This is a genomic window from Mesorhizobium sp. GW821-FHT04C10 (assembly GCF_059420305.1).
On sequence record NZ_JBWKTL010000001.1, the window covers coordinates 1,728,476 to 1,743,588 of the forward strand.

Below are 15,113 nucleotides of genomic sequence, written 5' to 3' on the forward strand. Positions count from 1 at the left end.
GAGGCGCCATGAGAGCCCGACGACCGAACTCGCGCGAGAAGATTCTCGCAGCGGCGGCTGATGTTGCCCGGGAATCCGGGCCCGGCAGCCTATCGCTGGATGCCGTCGCCAGCCGCGCCGGCGTATCGAAAGGCGGGCTGCTCTACAATTTCCCGACCAAGGCCAAACTGATGCAGGGGCTGGTCGAGGGTTATCTGCGCGATTTCGAGCAAGCGCTGGAAGCCGCCAGCAGCGGCGACGATGGCGAAAACCCGCTCGCCGCCTATATCAGGCTGTCGGCCAGTGATTGCGAGGAAAAGCAGCCCTCGGCCTCCTGGATCTTTTCGGCGATCGCCGAGGATCCCGATTTCATGACGCCGATAAAGACATTCAAGCAGCAGCTTTTCGAGCGGCTGAAGGGTGAGACATCAGACCTCAAATCGCTGCTGATCTGTTATCTCGCCATCGAGGGGCTGCGCAGCTTGAACCTCTTCGATTTCGACGTGCTGTCGAAGGATGAGCGCGATCTGCTGGTGGCGTCGTTGCTGGAGATCGCCAAATAGGTATGGCTGTGCGGACGTGGCCGTGCGCGAAGGACGCCGTTGTCGCGGAGTTCTCAATCGACGGCGCGTTCAATGTCCCGGCGCAAGACGATCGCGGTCGTCAGGTCCTCGACGCCGCCGAGAGTGGCAACGAGGTCGCGCACTGTGTTCAGCCTGTCGATCGACGGCACTTCGACCTCGACCACGAGATCCAGCTGGCCACTTACCGACGACACGCGCCGGACCTCCGGATAGCGCGCCAGCTGGTCGAGAATGCCGATTGACGGCGTGCGGACCAGCGTGACCAGCAGGAAGGCGCAGACCAGTCCTTTGTCCATCTGGCCGATATCGGCCCGGTAGCCTCTGATGACACCACTCTTTTCCAGCGAAGCCACCCGCTCGCTCGTAGCGCTGCGCGACAGGCCGATGCGCCCCGCGAGCGTCTTCAGGGGGATGCGGGCTTCCTTGGACAGAATGGCAAGAATGTCCCGGTCCTTGGCGTCCAGTTCCTTCATGACGTCACGCTCCCCCGCGGTTCCGTTAATGTGCCGGCCGATGCAGTCATTGTGCCGGCGCAACCGACGCTTTGCCGGATGCCCGATTTCCAGGCCCATGCCAAGCTTTGACAAGGCAAATCCGGAATCCCGATGACCAACGTTTCACACCCGGCCCCTCAAGTCTCGCAGAACGAGGCCGTCGATATCGCGACGCGGTACTTCGGTATTTCCGGCAGCATCGCGCCGCTCGACAGCGAGCGCGACCGAAATTTCAAGCTGACCGCTCCAGACCATTCGCTGTGGATCCTGAAGATCGTCAACGCCAGCGAGCCCATCGTCGAGAGCGAATTCCAGACGGCATTGTTCGATCACCTCGAGCACAACAGCCCGGATCTGGCCGTGCCACGTCTGAGGAAGACGCTGCAGGGTGCTTCGCTCGCCCATGCCAAGGTGCCGGCCGGCGAGGATCATGCCGTGCGCCTGGTGTCGTGGCTTCCCGGCCGGCCGCTGGCCGAGAGCCGGACCACGCAGGCGCTGCTGGAAAGCCTGGGCGGCGCGCTCGGCAGGCTGGACCGCGCCCTGCAAGGCTTCATTCACCCCGGCGCGCTGCGCTCATTCGATTGGGACATTCGCCGGGCAGGTGCAGCACGGCAACGCCTGCACCATATCGACGACGATCAGGACCGCGCCCTGCTGGAACGGTTCCTCGATCATTTCGATGCCGAGGTGGCACCCAGCCTGCCGGCATTGCGGGCACAGGTCATCCACAACGACGCCAATGACTGGAATGTGCTCGTCGATCCAGAAAGACCCGAGCGTGTCGCCGGGCTGATCGATTTCGGTGACGCCTTGCACAGCGTGCTGATCGCCGAGGTCGCGGTCGCCTGCGCCTATGCGATCCTCGATGCCGAGGATCCGATCGGTGCCGCTGCCCGCCTCGCCGCCGGCTTCCATGCCGAGTATCCGCTGCGCGAAGAGGAACTCGACCTGCTGTTCGACCTTATCGCCATGCGTCTCGTCACCTCGGTGACACTGTCGGCCGCGCGCAGGGACCGCACCGCCGACAATCCCTATCTGTCGATCTCGGAAGCGCCGGCCTGGCGATTGCTGCGTCGTCTGGACAGGATGAACCGGCGCTTCGCGACGGCGATCCTGCGCAGAGCCTGCGGCTTCGAAGCCGCCTCCGGCGCCCGCGCCGTGACAGGCTGGATCGCGGCAAACCGCGCGCGGCTCGCGCCAATCCTCGACCGCCATCCGGCGACGCTTGCCAAGGCGCTGGTGCCTTATGGCGATCCGCAAAATCCGATGACGGTGACATCGGCCGCACAGCAGCCCGACAAGGCCACGGCGTGGTGGGATGCCTATTGCGCCGAGCACGGCATTGCGCTCGGGATCGGCCCATGGGGTGAGGCACGCACCGTCTACACCAGCGACATCTTCCAGTCGCGTTTCGTGGAAGGCGCTCGCCGTGCCAACCATCTCGGCCTCGACCTTTTCATGGCGGCGGGGACGCGGCTTTATACGCCGCTCGCCGCCATCGTCAGAAGCGTCGAGGTCGAGGAAGATCCACTCGGCTATGGCTGCCTGGTGGCGCTGGAGCACACGCCGCCGGGGTGCCCGCCCTTCGTGACGCTGTGGGGGCATATGGCGCATGAGGCGGGACGGAGGCTTAAGGCAGGTGATCGTCTGGAAGCGGGCGCGCTTGTCGGCGAGATGGGCACGCCAGCCGAAAACGGCGGCTGGGCGCCGCATCTGCATTTCCAGATATCGACGGATACCAGCCTCGCCGCACGCGACATCCTCGGTGTCGGCGAGGAGCGCTATCTTGACGTCTGGAAGGAACTTTTCCCCGATGCCGCCGATCTCGCCGGCATTCCGCCGGAAACCCTCCGGCAGAGCGGCAGGTCGCGGCCACAGATCGTTGCCGCCCGCAAGGCATCGCTGCTGCCCAACCTCTCCATTTCCTATTCCGAGCCGATCAAGTTCGTGCGCGGCGAGGGCGTCTGGCTGATCGACGATCGCGGCCGCGCCTATCTCGACTGCTTCAACAATGTCTGCCATCTCGGCCATGCCCATCCCGACGTGGTCGAGGCGATCGCCGGACAGGCCGCGAAGCTCAACACCAACACGCGCTATTTGCACGATGCCATCGTCACCTATGCGGAACGGCTGACGGCGACGCTGCCCGCCGGCCTGTCGGTGGCGTCCTTCGCCTGCTCGGGCAGTGAGGCCAACAGCCTGATGCTGCGCATGGCGCGTACCCATACCGGCCGCGACGAGACGATCGTGCTCGACTGGGCCTATCACGGCACGACGCAGGAGCTGATCGAGCTCAGCCCCTACAAATACAAGCGCAAGGGCGGCAAGGGGCGCCCGGTGCATGTGTTCGAGGCAACCATACCCGACAGCTATCGCGCCCCGGCCGAGTGGCCGGTGGACGAACATGCAAAGCGTTTCGCCGGGAGCGTCGCCGAGCAGATCGCCGATATGGCGAGACAAGGCCGCGCGCCGGGCCTGTTCCTGGCGGAATCGATCCCCAGCGTCGCCGGCCAGGTGTTCTTGCCGGACGGCTATCTCGCGGAGGTCTATGCGATGGTGCGCGCCGCCGGCGGCATTTGCGCGGCCGACGAGGTGCAGGTCGGTTTCGGCCGCGTCGGCAGCCATTGGTGGGCTTTCGAGACGCAAGGCGTGACGCCCGACATCGTCACCATGGGCAAGCCGATCGGCAACGGCCATCCGATGGCGGCGCTGGTGACGACGTCAGAGATCGCCGCCTCGTTCAACAACGGCATGGAGTATTTCAACACCTTTGGCGGCAACCCGGTTTCCTGCGCTGCCGGGCTCGCGGTGCTCGACGTCATCGAGCGCGATGGCCTCAGGCGCAATGCGCTGGAGATCGGTGATTATCTCATGGCCCGCTTCAAGGCCTTGCAGGACCGCTACGACATCCTCGGCGATGTGCGCGGCCAGGGCCTCTTCCTCGGCATCGAACTGGTCGAGGGTCGCAAGAGCAAGGCGCCGGCCACACGCCTTGCTCGCCGCATCAATGATGGGGTGAGGGCACGTGGCGTGCTGATCGGCACCGAGGGGCCGCATGACAATGTCCTGAAGATGCGTCCGCCGATGATCTTCAGCCGGGCCAATGCCGATCATCTGGTCGGCGTTCTCGACGAGGCGATGGCGGCGGTTCTGGCGGAAGGGGCTTAGGACAGATCAACGCACCGCCCAGGCGGTGCGTGAGCAGACAGGACAACAGCGATTTTCACGAACGTCCGGCGCTTCAAGCGCCGGCGGCAGGCGAGGCTTTGCCTCATCAAGGGAGGAAACCATGAGACATGCATTGATCACCGCGCTCTTGCTCGCATCGGCCACGCTGGCCGCGCCGGCGAAGGCGGACACATTCGACATCGTCAAGCAGAGGGGCTCGATCATCTGCGGCGTCAGCCAGGGCGTGGCGGGTTTCTCGGCGCCCGACGACCAGGGCAAATGGAGCGGCTTCGACATCGATTTCTGCCGCGCGGTTTCGGCCGCCGTTTTCGGCGACCCTGACAAGGTGAGCTATGTGCCGCTGTCGACGAAGGAACGCTTCACGGCACTGCAGGCCGGCACCGTCGATATGCTGTCACGCCAGTCGACCTGGACCCTGTCTCGCGACACCGGCATGGGCATCCACTTCGTCGGCGCCGCCTATTATGACGGCCAGGGCTTCATGGTGCGCAAGAACCCTGGCGTCGACAGCGCGCTCAAGCTCTCTGGCGCCACTGTCTGTGCGGAGCAGGGCACGACCACCGAGCAGAACGTCGCCGACTATTTCACCGCCCATCAGATGAAATACGAGGCGGTCGTCATCGATTCCGCCGACAGCATCATCAAGGCGTTCGACAGCGGCCGCTGCGATGTCTACACCACCGATGCCTCGGCGCTCTACGCGCAGCGCCTGAAGCTGACCGATCCCGCCGCCTTCACTGTGCTGCCCGAGATCATCTCGAAGGAACCGCTTGGGCCTGCCGTTCGCAAGGGTGACGACAAGTGGTTCGATGTCGTGCGCTGGACGCTGTTCTCGCTGATCGAGGCGGAAGAAGACGGCATCACGCAGGCCAATGCGGAAGCTTCGCTGAAGTCGCAGAACCCGACGATCCGGCGGTTCCTCGGTGTCGAGGGCGACAATGGCAAGCAGATCGGGCTCGATCCAGCCTTCGCCTACAACATCGTCGCCAAGGTCGGCAATTATGGCGAGATGTTCGAACGCAATCTCGGCCAGTCCAGCCAGCTGAAGATCGCGCGCGGCATCAATGCGCTCTGGAACGCCGGCGGCCTGATGTACGCGCCGCCGGCGCGCTGATGCCCAGATCTGTTTGACGCAAATTCCGGGTGGAAAACCGGTTCCCGCTTTTCCTGGAATTGCCCTGGGCCGCGCATGTCGTTCAGGCCTGCGCGGCCTCTCTCAAACCGTTGCCAGGGCCTTACTCGTCGAGGGGTCGAACAAGCGAAGCGCTGTCTCATCGAAGGTAAGGCTGCACTTCTCGCCCTTGGCGACGCGGGCCCTTGGCGGCAGACAGGCCGTCAGCCGCTGCGTGCCGATCCGGGCCGTGGTGACCAGTTCGGGGCCGGTCAGCTCGACGACTTCGATCTCCACGGGCAATGAAAAATCCGTCGGAACGGTCGCCAGGCGAAGCGCTTCGGGCCTGATACCGACGACCACTTGCACACCTTCACCAGCCGCGCTGGCATAGCGTGCCGGCAAGGGGATCCGCACGTCGGACCCGGCGACGGCCAGCTTGCCGGCGGTGACGGTCGCCTGCAGCATGTTCATCGACGGCGCGCCGACGAAGCCGGCGACGTAGAGCGTGGCCGGCTCGTTGTAGATCTCCTCGGGTGTGCCGAGTTGCTCGATCCTGCCGTCGCGCATGACAGCGATGCGGCTCGCCAGCGTCATCGCCTCGATCTGGTCGTGGGTAACGTAGACGACGGTGGTCTGCAGCATCTGATGCAGTCGCTTCAACTCGGTACGCATCTCCAGCCGCAGCTTGGCGTCGAGGTTGGACAACGGCTCGTCGAAAAGGAAGACCTGGGGCTTGCGCACCAGCGCCCTGCCGATGGCGACGCGCTGGCGCTGGCCCCCGGAAAGCTGGCTCGGCTTGCGGTCGAGCAGGGCCTCGATCTGCAGCAGCCTTGCCGCCTCGCTCACCGCCTTTTCGCGCTCATCGGCGGCGACCCCGCGCATCTCCAGGCCAAAGCCGATGTTGCGGCGGACAGTCAGGTTCGGATAGAGCGCGTAGGACTGGAAGACCATGGCGATGTCGCGGTTCTTCGGGTGAACGCCAAGGATCGAGCGGCCGCCGATCAGCACATCGCCGCTCGTCGCTTCGGCGAGGCCCGCGATGATGTTGAGGAGCGTCGATTTTCCACAGCCCGAGGAGCCGAGCAGCACCAGGAATTCCCCGTTCTGCAGCGCAATGTCGATGCCCTTGAGCGTTTCGACATTGCCGTAGTTCTTGCGAACGTTACGGATTTCAAGCGCGCTCATGCGTGGCGTCCTCGAGGTGCATCGGCCCGCCATAGTTGCGGGGCAAGGTGGAGATGGCGCGCGAGGCGACATGCGTCGCGGCGGAAAGGCATGCGGACAGTGGCCGCTCCTGGGCGAGGGCGGCGAGGAAAGCGGCGTTGAAGACATCGCCGGCGCCGATCGTGTCGACGACGCGGACATCGGGCGCCATTGCTTCCACAAGCGTGCCGTCGGGACCGATGGCGATGGCGCCTCGCGGTCCGCGCTTGACGACGAAGGTCGCGCCTTGCCGCATGCTGGAGCGGATTTCGCGAGCGGCATCGATCGGGTCCGGCATTCCCGCCAGCGTGACCGTCTCGACCTCATTGAACAGCGCCAGCGCGCAGCGCGAGAGCCATGCGCGCGTGGCAGCGCAATTGGCCTCGGTCCAGCCATCCATCGGCCAGCCGGTGTCGAGCGCGACGGCAATGCCGTGGCTGTCGGCCCAGTCGAAAAACGCCTCGTAGTCGCGGGTGAGGTCGTCGGTCAGGAAAGAGCCGCACAACAGCGCGTACCCGCCGGAGAGCGCGCTGCCGTCGAGAACAGACAGTACGTCGGCCAGGCTGAAACGCGGCAGGTGTCCACGCGTGGTGAAGAAGGTGCGTTCGCCGTCCGGGTGGGTCATGCCGACGGACAGCGTCGTGCCTTCGGGACGGACCGGCCAGGTCTCGGCGCGATGGCCAAAAGCCTCGCGGAGCCAGCGGCCGAACTGGTCGTCGCCGACATTGGCGGCAATGGTGAAGTCGACGCCCAGCGCTTCCCAGGCGAGCGCGCTGTTGCCGGCCTGGCCACCGACGCGCAATTCGTCATGGTCGACCACGGTTTCCGTTCCCGCCTTCGGCCACGGCGCGACCGGGCCAACGATCAGGTCGACATTGACGTTGCCGATCACCGCGAGCGGACGCATCATTCGCTCCTGGTGATCTTGGTGGAGCGCACGGGCGTGCCGGCATTGTCGACACGGCTATCGGCGAAGGCGATCATCAGGCGCTGGGCCACCGGCAGCATGGCGAAGACCGCGGCGAGACCCGAAGCCGGCTTGAAGGAAAACGTGACGGCATCCGCCACGGGCGATTGTCCTGATGCGTCGAAGATGATCAGCGGCGCGCCGGCCTCGAGCACGGAGGTGGCCATGGCGGTCACCAGTTCCGCGGTTGGGTCGTTGCCGCGAAACAGGACGACGCCGACCCGCGGGCCAAGCATCTCCATCGGTCCATGCCGCAACTGGCCGCCTTCGAGCGAAAAGCAGGGCAGGCGCGACAGCTCGGTGAGGCCGAGCGCCAGCGCCTCGGCAACGCCTTGCAGCCGGCGTCCCGAGGTGACGATGGTGGTCACCTTGCCGAGGGCTGCCAGCGCCTGTGAAATGTCCGTGTCCTGCGGCTGATCCAGTGCGCCGAGTGCTGCAGCCGGATCCTCGCCAAGTGCGGCGAGAATGGCCAGATGCAAGGCGAAGGTCACGGTCAGGCTGCGCGTCGCGGCGAAGGCCAGTTCCGTCCCGCCGGCGCCGACCAGGCAAGGCGCGGTGCGGGCGAGGAAAGAGCCGCCTTCGAGCGTCAGGCCGAAAACATCGGCAGGGCTCCCGGCCTCCGCGAACCATCTGACGACCTCGGCGCTCTCGCCGGATTGCGAGGTGACGAGCACCGTCCGGCCCGCCAGCGGCAGCGGCTGGCCGAGCTGTTCGGACAGCGGCAGGGCCAGCGCATCGATGCCGAGCGCGCGATAGAGCGGTTCAACGGCACGTCCGACGGCATGCGAGCCGCCCATGCCAAGCAGGAGGAGACGACCGGTCTTCCTGATCGAGGCGGCGAGTTCCAGCGCCATCGCCGTGTTGTGCTCGAATGAAGCGCGCGCATCCGCGTTCTGGCGTGCCATTTCGCGGTCGATGGCGGCCAGTCCGGCCGGCCGAATTCTGGTTGCGGTCATCATCATCCTTTCACACCACCACTGGTCAGGCCGGAGATCAGCGCGCGCTGCATGACCAGGCCGATCAGCACCGGCGGCAGCGCAGCCAGCACGCCGGCCGTCGCGATCAATCCGTAGTCGGAGACACGGCCGCCGGCCAGATCGGCGATGGCGACGGTCAAGGTCTTGGCCCGCTGGTCGGAGGTGAACAGCAGCGCATAGAAGAATTCATCCCAGGCCAGCAGCAGGGCGAACAATGCCGAGGTTGCCATCACCGGCGCTGCAAGCGGCAGCGTGATGATGCGCAAGGTCTGGAACAGGCCGGCGCCGTCGATCATCGCCGCCGCTTCGATTTCGCGCGGGATGGAATCGAAACCGGACTTCATCAGCCAGGTGGTGAAAGGCGCCAGGATGGTCAGGTAGACAAGCGCCAGGCCGAAGACATTGTTGAGCAGGCCGAGATGCGACAGGCCCATATAGAGCGGCACGGCCAGCGCGACGGGCGGCAGCATGTAGGTGGCGATGACCATCGACAGCGACCAGCCGATCGTTGGCGTGCGCGAGACCGCCCAGCCGGCGGGGATGGCCAAGGCGAGTGCCGCCAGGGTTGCCATGCCCGCGATCTCCAGGCTGTTGCGCAGTGACGAGGTGAAGGCCGCGCCGGCACTGTTTTCCGCTGTCGAGAGCAATTGCTGGTAGCGCGAGAAATCGACGGCCTGCGGCCACCAGCGCAGCGGCTTGGCGGCGAGGTCGGCGGCCGGCGAAATGCTCATGATGAACAGCCAGGCGATGGGCGCCAGGATGATGGCGGCAAGCAGCAGCGCGCAGGCATGGATGAAGACGGTGAAGGCGGGGCTCCTGCGTTCCATCAGGCGGCACTCCCGGCGGTCTTCCTGACCAATGCCGCATAGGCGGCGGCGAGCACGGTGACGAGCAAGGTGACGATCAGCGCCAGCGACGCACCGGAGCCGGCGCGCTGGAAGGAGAAGGCTTCCTGGTAGACAAGGATCGACAGTGTGCGCGTGCTGTTGGCCGGGCCGCCACGGGTCATCACCCAGATGATGTCGAAGACCTTGAAAGCCTCGATGGTGCGCAGCACCAGCGCCACCATCAGCGGGCCGGCGAGATAGGGCAGTATGACGAAGCGGAAGCGGTTGAAAGGGCCCGCGCCATCGACGAGCGAGGCGGCGGTGATGTCGCGCGGCACCGCCTGCAGGGCGGCGAGCGCGATCAGTGCCACCAGCGGAAAGTTCTTCCAGCAGTCGGCGACGATCAGGGCCGCCAGCGCCGTGCCGGGTTCACCGAGCCAGGAGCGGTAGGCGTCGATGAGATGCAATTGCGTCAAGGCGGCGTTCAGCGCGCCATATTCGGGATTGTAGATCAGCCGCCACAGGGTGGCGTTGACCACTGTCGGCAGCGCCCAGGGCAGGATCATCAGGGCGCGCAGGACGGCGCGGCCGTGAAACTGCTGATTGAGCAGGAGAGCGGCAAGAACGCCGATCACCATTTCGGCGGCAACGGAGATGACCGCGAACAACGTCGTGGTGGCCAGCGTGCGCGAGAAATTCGAGCTCGACAGCATGTTGCTGTAATTTTCGAAGCCGACGTAATTGCCGCCCGTGCCGACCAGCTTGGCGTCGGTGAAGGAGAGGCTGACCGTATCGACCAGCGGCCAGCCGATGACCGCGACCATGACCACAAGCAGCGGCAGCATCAAGAGCCATGCACGGGTCGTCATCCAGGTGCCCGACATCAGAGCAGCCTCTCTTCACTCAACAGGATTTCAGACATAGCATGGGCGGCACTACAGCGCCGCGCGTCCTATTGGACGCGCCAAGGACGCTGTGGCGTTTTGGTTTTGGGGCATGATCCCTTCCAAAAAATCGATTCCGATTTTTGGGTCATGCCCCGGCCGCCCATGAAGGACAACGATGCTCAGAGGCCGCTGTTCTGCGCGGCGGTCTTCAGCGCATCCTCGGGCGAGGACTGGCCGAGCAGCGATTCCTGGATGGCCTGCTGCAGCGCGGTCGACAGCTCCTGGTACTTCGGCGTGGTCGGGCGCGGATACATGGCGGCCAGGCCGAGCTTGGCGGCGGCGATCAGTTCTTCCTGGCCCTTGGTGACGGCCGGGTCGTCATAGGACGAGGCCCAGATCGGCAGCGAGAGCTTGGCATACTGGTTCTGTGTCGCCTGCGAGGTCATGAAGGTGATGTACTTCCAGGCCTCGTCCGGATGCTTGGAGACCGCGGTGACGCCAAGGCCCATCGAGCCGTTGACGGCCGACACCTCGCTGATGCCGGTGACGCCGGGCGCCGGCACGACGCCGACCTTGCCCGCCACCTTCGAGTCCTTTGGGTCGTTGGCCATGTTGTACATGTAGGTCCAGTTCAGCGCGAAGGCGGCATCACCGTTTTCGAAAACCTTGCGCACGTCCTCTTCCAGGAATTCCTTGGAATTCGGATTGGTGAGGCCGGACTTGTAGCTGTCGACCATGTATTTCAGTGCCGAGAGGCCGCCGCCGTTCTGGAAGTCGGGCTTGCCGTCCTTGAGGAAGTCGCCGCCATAGGCGCTGACCAGCGTGGTGTAGTCGCAGATCGCGGCTTCAGCCTGCGACCAGCTCCAGGCGATCGGCGTCTTCAGCAGGCCCTTGTCCTGGATGATCTTGGCCTGTGCGCCGAGCTCTTCCCAGGTCTTCGGGGGTGTCTTGATGCCGGCCTTTTCCAGGATGTCCTTGTTGTAGAACAGGTATTTGGTGTCGAGGATCCACGGCATGCCGTAATACTTGCCGTCATACTGGACGGTGGTCCAGGCGCCGGGCAGCACGCCCTTCTTCATGTCGTCGGTGATCTTCGGCGTCACGTCGACCAGCACCTTGTTGGTGGCGTATTCGGCCGGCCAGATGACGTCGAACAGCACGACGTCGTAGCCGCCGCCCGAGCCCTGCGCGAGCACGGTCTTGTCGTGCAGGCCTTCATAGGGAACGAATTCGAGATTGACCTTGACGTCCGGGTTGGCCTTGGTGAAGGCGTCCGTCATGGCGCGCACGTCGGCCTCGCTGTAGGCGGCCTGAGCCATGAACAGCGCGTTGAGCGTCGTTTCGGCGAAAGCGTGGGGGACAAGCAGTCCTCCGGCGAAGACCGCGCCGACCAGTGTCTTGGTGATTGTCCTAAGCATTTTCTTCTCCCATTTCCGGCGTTGACGGGCCGGCAATGCGGGCATTTCGCATCGTCTTCCCGGATCCATGTCGCGTGACCTGATGGTTACCCGGCTGACCAGTGGCGGCAGGCGGAGGCCCTGGCCATCTTGTTTTGGGGCGTTCGGTTCGCATTAAGTCAACTCGCTTGACTTAATTAGTCGATCAATATTCTAATGGAGTCAAGAGGGGAAACGCCGATGGACGACATCAGCCCGATCCGCGCCAAAAGCGGCACCAATCAGGAAGGCACCAGCGCGCACAACCGCCGCGTCATGATCGAGGCGCTGCGCCTTAATGGCGCCCTGTCGCGGGCCGACCTGGCGCGGGCGACGCAGCTCACCAAGCAGGCGGTGTCCAACATCATCGAGGATCTCGAAAGCGACGGCCTGGTCGCCGCGCTCGATGCGGTGCGCAAGGGCAGGGGACAACCCTCGACCCCCTACAGGCTGGTGCCCGAAGGCGCCTTCGCCATCGGCCTGCAGATCGACCGCCACCTGACGCGGGCGGTCGCGGTCAATTTGATGGGCAGCGTGCTGGCGCGCGCCGAGGCGAACCTGCCCTTCGATGAACCGTCGAAGGGCGTCGAGGTCATTCTCGGCCTGATCGACGGCGTGCGCCGCGACCTTGCCGGCATCTCCTCGCAGTCGGAGAAGCGGCTTGTCGGTCTCGGCGTTGCCATGCCCGGCCCTTTCGGCCTGAAGAACTCAGACGACAAATGGATGATGCCGGCCTGGCAGAAGTTTCCGCTGCTGGAAACGCTGGCTGCCAGGACAGGACTGAATGTCGGCCTGCAGAACGATTCCGCCGCCTGCGCCACGGCCGAGCGCATCGTCGGCGCGGCGCATGGCGTCGATCACGCGGTCTGCCTCTATGTCGGCTATGGCATCGGCACCGGACTGATCCTCAATGGCGAACTCTACAGCGGCGGCCATGGCAATGCCGGCGAAATCGGCATGGCGCTGCTGGCGCCCGCCGGTCCGGGGTCGACGCCGCTCGAACACCGCGCCTCGCTGGCCTCGCTCTATCAGCACCTCGACCTCAATCCGGCCGACAGTGATATCTATGAACAGATGAACGCCCTGGCGCTGGCCGAAGATGCGAAGATGATGGCCTGGATCGATGGCGCGGCGCACGATCTGCGCTGGAGCGTGCATCTCATCGAAACGATCTTCGATCCGCAGACCGTCATCTTGACCAGCGGCGCGCCGGAAGCGCTGGCGCGCCGCCTTGTCGAGGCGATGCATCCGCTGTTGCCGTCGATCGCCGACCGGCCAAGCAGGACTTTGCCGCGCCTGCAGCTCGGCACCACGGACCCCTGGTCGATCGCGCTAGGCGCGGCCGCGGCGCCCATCAGCCGCGCCTTCGATCCCTTGTTCTCGGCGATCCTGAAGACAAGCCCCGGACTTGCGTGAAGGAGCGGACACCGGGGGGCAAACGCCCCTTTGGCGTCACACAGGGTTCATCGTCCGGACATAGCGTCCATCCCGGTTCTTTGCTGCGATGCAATAGGAGTGGGACATGGTGGACATAGTTTCTAGTGAGGCGGGCATTCCGAGGCCGGATCATCCGCTGGATAGTTCGGGCAGCGCGAAGTGGTTCCTGCCGGCTTTCGGCGTGCTTGTGCTGGTCGGCGTCGTCTATGTCGGATACGCGCTGAGCCAGGACCTGGCCGAAGCCAAGACCGTGCCGTGGATCCTGCTAGGCATCGCCTTGCTGATCGCGTTGGGCTTCGAGTTCGTCAATGGCTTCCACGACACCGCCAATGCGGTGGCGACGGTCATCTACACACGTTCCCTGCCGGCCGAGTTCGCCGTCATGTGGTCGGGCGTCTTCAATTTCCTCGGCGTTCTCACCTCCAGCGGCGCGGTCGCCTTCGGCATCCTGTCGCTGCTGCCGGTCGAGCTCATCCTGCAGGTCGGCTCCTCCTCCGGTTTTGCCATGGTGTACGCGTTGCTGGTCGCGGCGATCGTGTGGAATCTCGGCACCTGGTTCCTCGGCCTGCCTGCCTCCAGTTCGCACACGATGGTCGGCTCGATCATCGGCGTCGGCCTTGCCAACCAGTTCACGGCACCGGCAGGCAGCGCCACAAGCGGCGTCGACTGGTCGCAAGCAACCAATGTTGGCCTGACCTTGCTGGTGTCGCCGATCGTTGGCTTCTTCGCCGCCGCGATCCTGCTCTATGCAATGAAGCTGCTGGTGCGCAATCCGGCACTCTACGAGGCGCCGAAAGGCAACACGCCGCCGCCGTGGTGGATCCGCGGCCTGCTGATCTTCACCTGCACCGGCGTCAGCTTCGCGCATGGCTCCAATGATGGGCAGAAGGGCATGGGCCTGATCATGCTGATCCTGATCGGCGTCGTGCCGACGGCCTTTGCGCTGAACCGCACGCCCGACATCAACTATCTCGAGGCCTACAAGTCGGCTTCTGCCGGCGTCGAGCAGGCGCTGGGCAAATATGTGAAGCCCGGCATCACTGTCGCCGATGCCAAGGCCGCCGTCCAGGATGCCGTGCGCACCCGGACCTGGAGCGACCAGACGACGGTCGCGCTGCAGACCTACATCCACAACACCACGGCTTCGCTGCAGCCCTATGCCTCGGTGGATAATGTTCCGACCGACCTGGTCAGCAACGCCCGCAACGACATCTACCTGATCGGCGAGGCGCTCAAGCTGATCGACAAGAAGCAATTGCTGCCGATGCAGACCGCCGATCTCAAGGCGGTCACCGACTACCACAAGGCCGTCGACAACGCGACGAAGTTCATCCCGCTCTGGGTGAAGGTCGCGGTGGCGCTGGCGCTGGGCCTCGGCACCATGGTCGGCTGGAAGCGCATCGTCGTCACGGTCGGCGAGAAGATCGGCAAGAGCCATCTGACCTATGGCCAAGGTGCGGCGGCCGAACTCGTCGCCATGGTGACCATCGGCATGGCCGATCGGCTCGGTCTGCCGGTGTCGACAACCCATGTCCTGTCGTCGGGCGTCGCCGGAACGATGGCTGCCAACGGTTCGGGCCTGCAATGGGCGACTGTGCGCAACCTGCTGCTGGCCTGGGTGCTGACCCTGCCTTGCTCGATCGCGCTGGCCTTCGTGCTGTTCATCGTCTTCCGCCACGTGTTCTGAGCGGAGCGTATAAGCATCCAAACAAAAGGCAGCGCCGGCGACGGCGCTGCCTTTTTCTTTGAGCGAATTTCGAAGAGGCATTCGCGTTTGTATTGACGTGGAATATGCCTGCGAGACTGGCGCGAAACGCCCAACGCTTCGTCATCCACGGGCGGAGCAAGGAGCGCAGCGACGCGGCGCAGACCCGGGGAGCTGCTCCGCAGCCCAAGGGATCCATGCCGGGACTCCTGAGCGCCGCAATGGTGCAGAATTCTGCTCCGTTGCACCCCGTGGCATAGGTCACGGAATGGATCCCAGGGTCTCCGCGACGGAGCTTCGCTCTGGGATGACGA

12 protein-coding genes are annotated in these 15,113 nt (G+C 64.8%); 5 read left to right on the plus strand and 7 right to left on the minus strand.

What is annotated here, in order from left to right; all coding sequences use genetic code 11:
- Window positions 1–8 precede the first annotated feature (8 nt).
- A complete protein-coding gene (locus AC07UC_RS08420; RefSeq protein ID WP_140772630.1) occupies window positions 9–542 on the plus strand; it encodes a TetR/AcrR family transcriptional regulator in 534 nt (177 codons plus the stop codon).
- A 53-nt stretch (window positions 543–595) separates the two neighbouring features.
- On the opposite strand, the gene AC07UC_RS08425 is transcribed toward AC07UC_RS08420, so the two are convergent.
- Window positions 596–1,036, minus strand: a complete 441-nt coding sequence (locus AC07UC_RS08425; RefSeq protein ID WP_056575891.1) for an Lrp/AsnC family transcriptional regulator — start codon at window positions 1,034–1,036, stop codon at window positions 596–598.
- A gap of 132 nt (window positions 1,037–1,168) precedes the next feature.
- On the opposite strand from AC07UC_RS08425, the gene AC07UC_RS08430 reads away from it, so the two are divergent.
- Window positions 1,169–4,225: an aminotransferase class III-fold pyridoxal phosphate-dependent enzyme gene (locus AC07UC_RS08430; protein ID WP_494905090.1), complete on the plus strand. Its 3,057-nt coding sequence runs from the start codon at window positions 1,169–1,171 to the stop codon at window positions 4,223–4,225.
- A 121-nt stretch (window positions 4,226–4,346) separates the two neighbouring features.
- Entirely contained in the window at window positions 4,347–5,360 is a 1,014-nt protein-coding gene (locus AC07UC_RS08435; protein WP_494905092.1) for an amino acid ABC transporter substrate-binding protein, read from the plus strand.
- Window positions 5,361–5,462: 102 nt separating this feature from the next.
- Here the strand turns inward: AC07UC_RS08435 and AC07UC_RS08440 are convergent, their stop codons facing one another.
- From AC07UC_RS08440 to AC07UC_RS08465, 6 genes are all read right to left on the minus strand, one after another.
- A complete protein-coding gene (locus tag AC07UC_RS08440) occupies window positions 5,463–6,545 on the minus strand; it encodes an ABC transporter ATP-binding protein (RefSeq protein ID WP_494905094.1) in 1,083 nt (360 codons plus the stop codon).
- On the minus strand, window positions 6,532–7,470 hold the full coding sequence (locus tag AC07UC_RS08445; RefSeq protein ID WP_494905096.1) for a PfkB family carbohydrate kinase: 939 nt from the start codon (window positions 7,468–7,470) through the stop codon (window positions 6,532–6,534). Before AC07UC_RS08445 ends, AC07UC_RS08440 begins: the two co-directional genes overlap by 14 nt.
- Window positions 7,470–8,492: an SIS domain-containing protein gene (locus AC07UC_RS08450; protein ID WP_494905098.1), complete on the minus strand. Its 1,023-nt coding sequence runs from the start codon at window positions 8,490–8,492 to the stop codon at window positions 7,470–7,472. The genes AC07UC_RS08445 and AC07UC_RS08450 overlap by 1 nt, the downstream gene beginning before the upstream one ends.
- Window positions 8,489–9,334: a carbohydrate ABC transporter permease gene (locus AC07UC_RS08455; protein ID WP_140772618.1), complete on the minus strand. Its 846-nt coding sequence runs from the start codon at window positions 9,332–9,334 to the stop codon at window positions 8,489–8,491. The genes AC07UC_RS08450 and AC07UC_RS08455 overlap by 4 nt, the downstream gene beginning before the upstream one ends.
- Entirely contained in the window at window positions 9,334–10,218 is an 885-nt protein-coding gene (locus AC07UC_RS08460; RefSeq protein ID WP_494905100.1) for a carbohydrate ABC transporter permease, read from the minus strand. Before AC07UC_RS08460 ends, AC07UC_RS08455 begins: the two co-directional genes overlap by 1 nt.
- Window positions 10,219–10,400: 182 nt before the next feature.
- Window positions 10,401–11,639: an extracellular solute-binding protein gene (locus AC07UC_RS08465; protein WP_172372009.1), complete on the minus strand. Its 1,239-nt coding sequence runs from the start codon at window positions 11,637–11,639 to the stop codon at window positions 10,401–10,403.
- Window positions 11,640–11,858: 219 nt separating this feature from the next.
- Here AC07UC_RS08465 and AC07UC_RS08470 point away from each other — a divergent pair, with 219 nt between their 5' ends.
- Together AC07UC_RS08470 and AC07UC_RS08475 are read left to right on the plus strand one after the other, a co-directional pair.
- Window positions 11,859–13,073 (plus strand): ROK family protein, encoded by a 1,215-nt coding sequence (locus tag AC07UC_RS08470; protein ID WP_494905101.1) that lies wholly within the window; start codon window positions 11,859–11,861, stop codon window positions 13,071–13,073.
- A gap of 106 nt (window positions 13,074–13,179) precedes the next feature.
- Window positions 13,180–14,781: an inorganic phosphate transporter gene (locus AC07UC_RS08475; protein ID WP_202325685.1), complete on the plus strand. Its 1,602-nt coding sequence runs from the start codon at window positions 13,180–13,182 to the stop codon at window positions 14,779–14,781.
- The last annotated feature ends 332 nt before the right edge of the window (window positions 14,782–15,113 follow it).

Coding starts and splice junctions, on each gene's coding strand:
- AC07UC_RS08470 (WP_494905101.1), top strand. CDS start 11,859: ATGGACGACATCAGCCCGATCCGCGCCAAAAGCGGCACCAATCAGGAA.
- AC07UC_RS08465 (WP_172372009.1), bottom strand. CDS start 11,639: ATGCTTAGGACAATCACCAAGACACTGGTCGGCGCGGTCTTCGCCGGA.
- AC07UC_RS08450 (WP_494905098.1), bottom strand. CDS start 8,492: ATGATGATGACCGCAACCAGAATTCGGCCGGCCGGACTGGCCGCCATC.
- AC07UC_RS08435 (WP_494905092.1), top strand. CDS start 4,347: ATGAGACATGCATTGATCACCGCGCTCTTGCTCGCATCGGCCACGCTG.
- AC07UC_RS08425 (WP_056575891.1), bottom strand. CDS start 1,036: ATGAAGGAACTGGACGCCAAGGACCGGGACATTCTTGCCATTCTGTCC.
- AC07UC_RS08455 (WP_140772618.1), bottom strand. CDS start 9,334: ATGGAACGCAGGAGCCCCGCCTTCACCGTCTTCATCCATGCCTGCGCG.
- AC07UC_RS08430 (WP_494905090.1), top strand. CDS start 1,169: ATGACCAACGTTTCACACCCGGCCCCTCAAGTCTCGCAGAACGAGGCC.
- AC07UC_RS08445 (WP_494905096.1), bottom strand. CDS start 7,470: ATGCGTCCGCTCGCGGTGATCGGCAACGTCAATGTCGACCTGATCGTT.
- AC07UC_RS08460 (WP_494905100.1), bottom strand. CDS start 10,218: ATGTCGGGCACCTGGATGACGACCCGTGCATGGCTCTTGATGCTGCCG.
- AC07UC_RS08475 (WP_202325685.1), top strand. CDS start 13,180: ATGGTGGACATAGTTTCTAGTGAGGCGGGCATTCCGAGGCCGGATCAT.
- AC07UC_RS08440 (WP_494905094.1), bottom strand. CDS start 6,545: ATGAGCGCGCTTGAAATCCGTAACGTTCGCAAGAACTACGGCAATGTC.
- AC07UC_RS08420 (WP_140772630.1), top strand. CDS start 9: ATGAGAGCCCGACGACCGAACTCGCGCGAGAAGATTCTCGCAGCGGCG.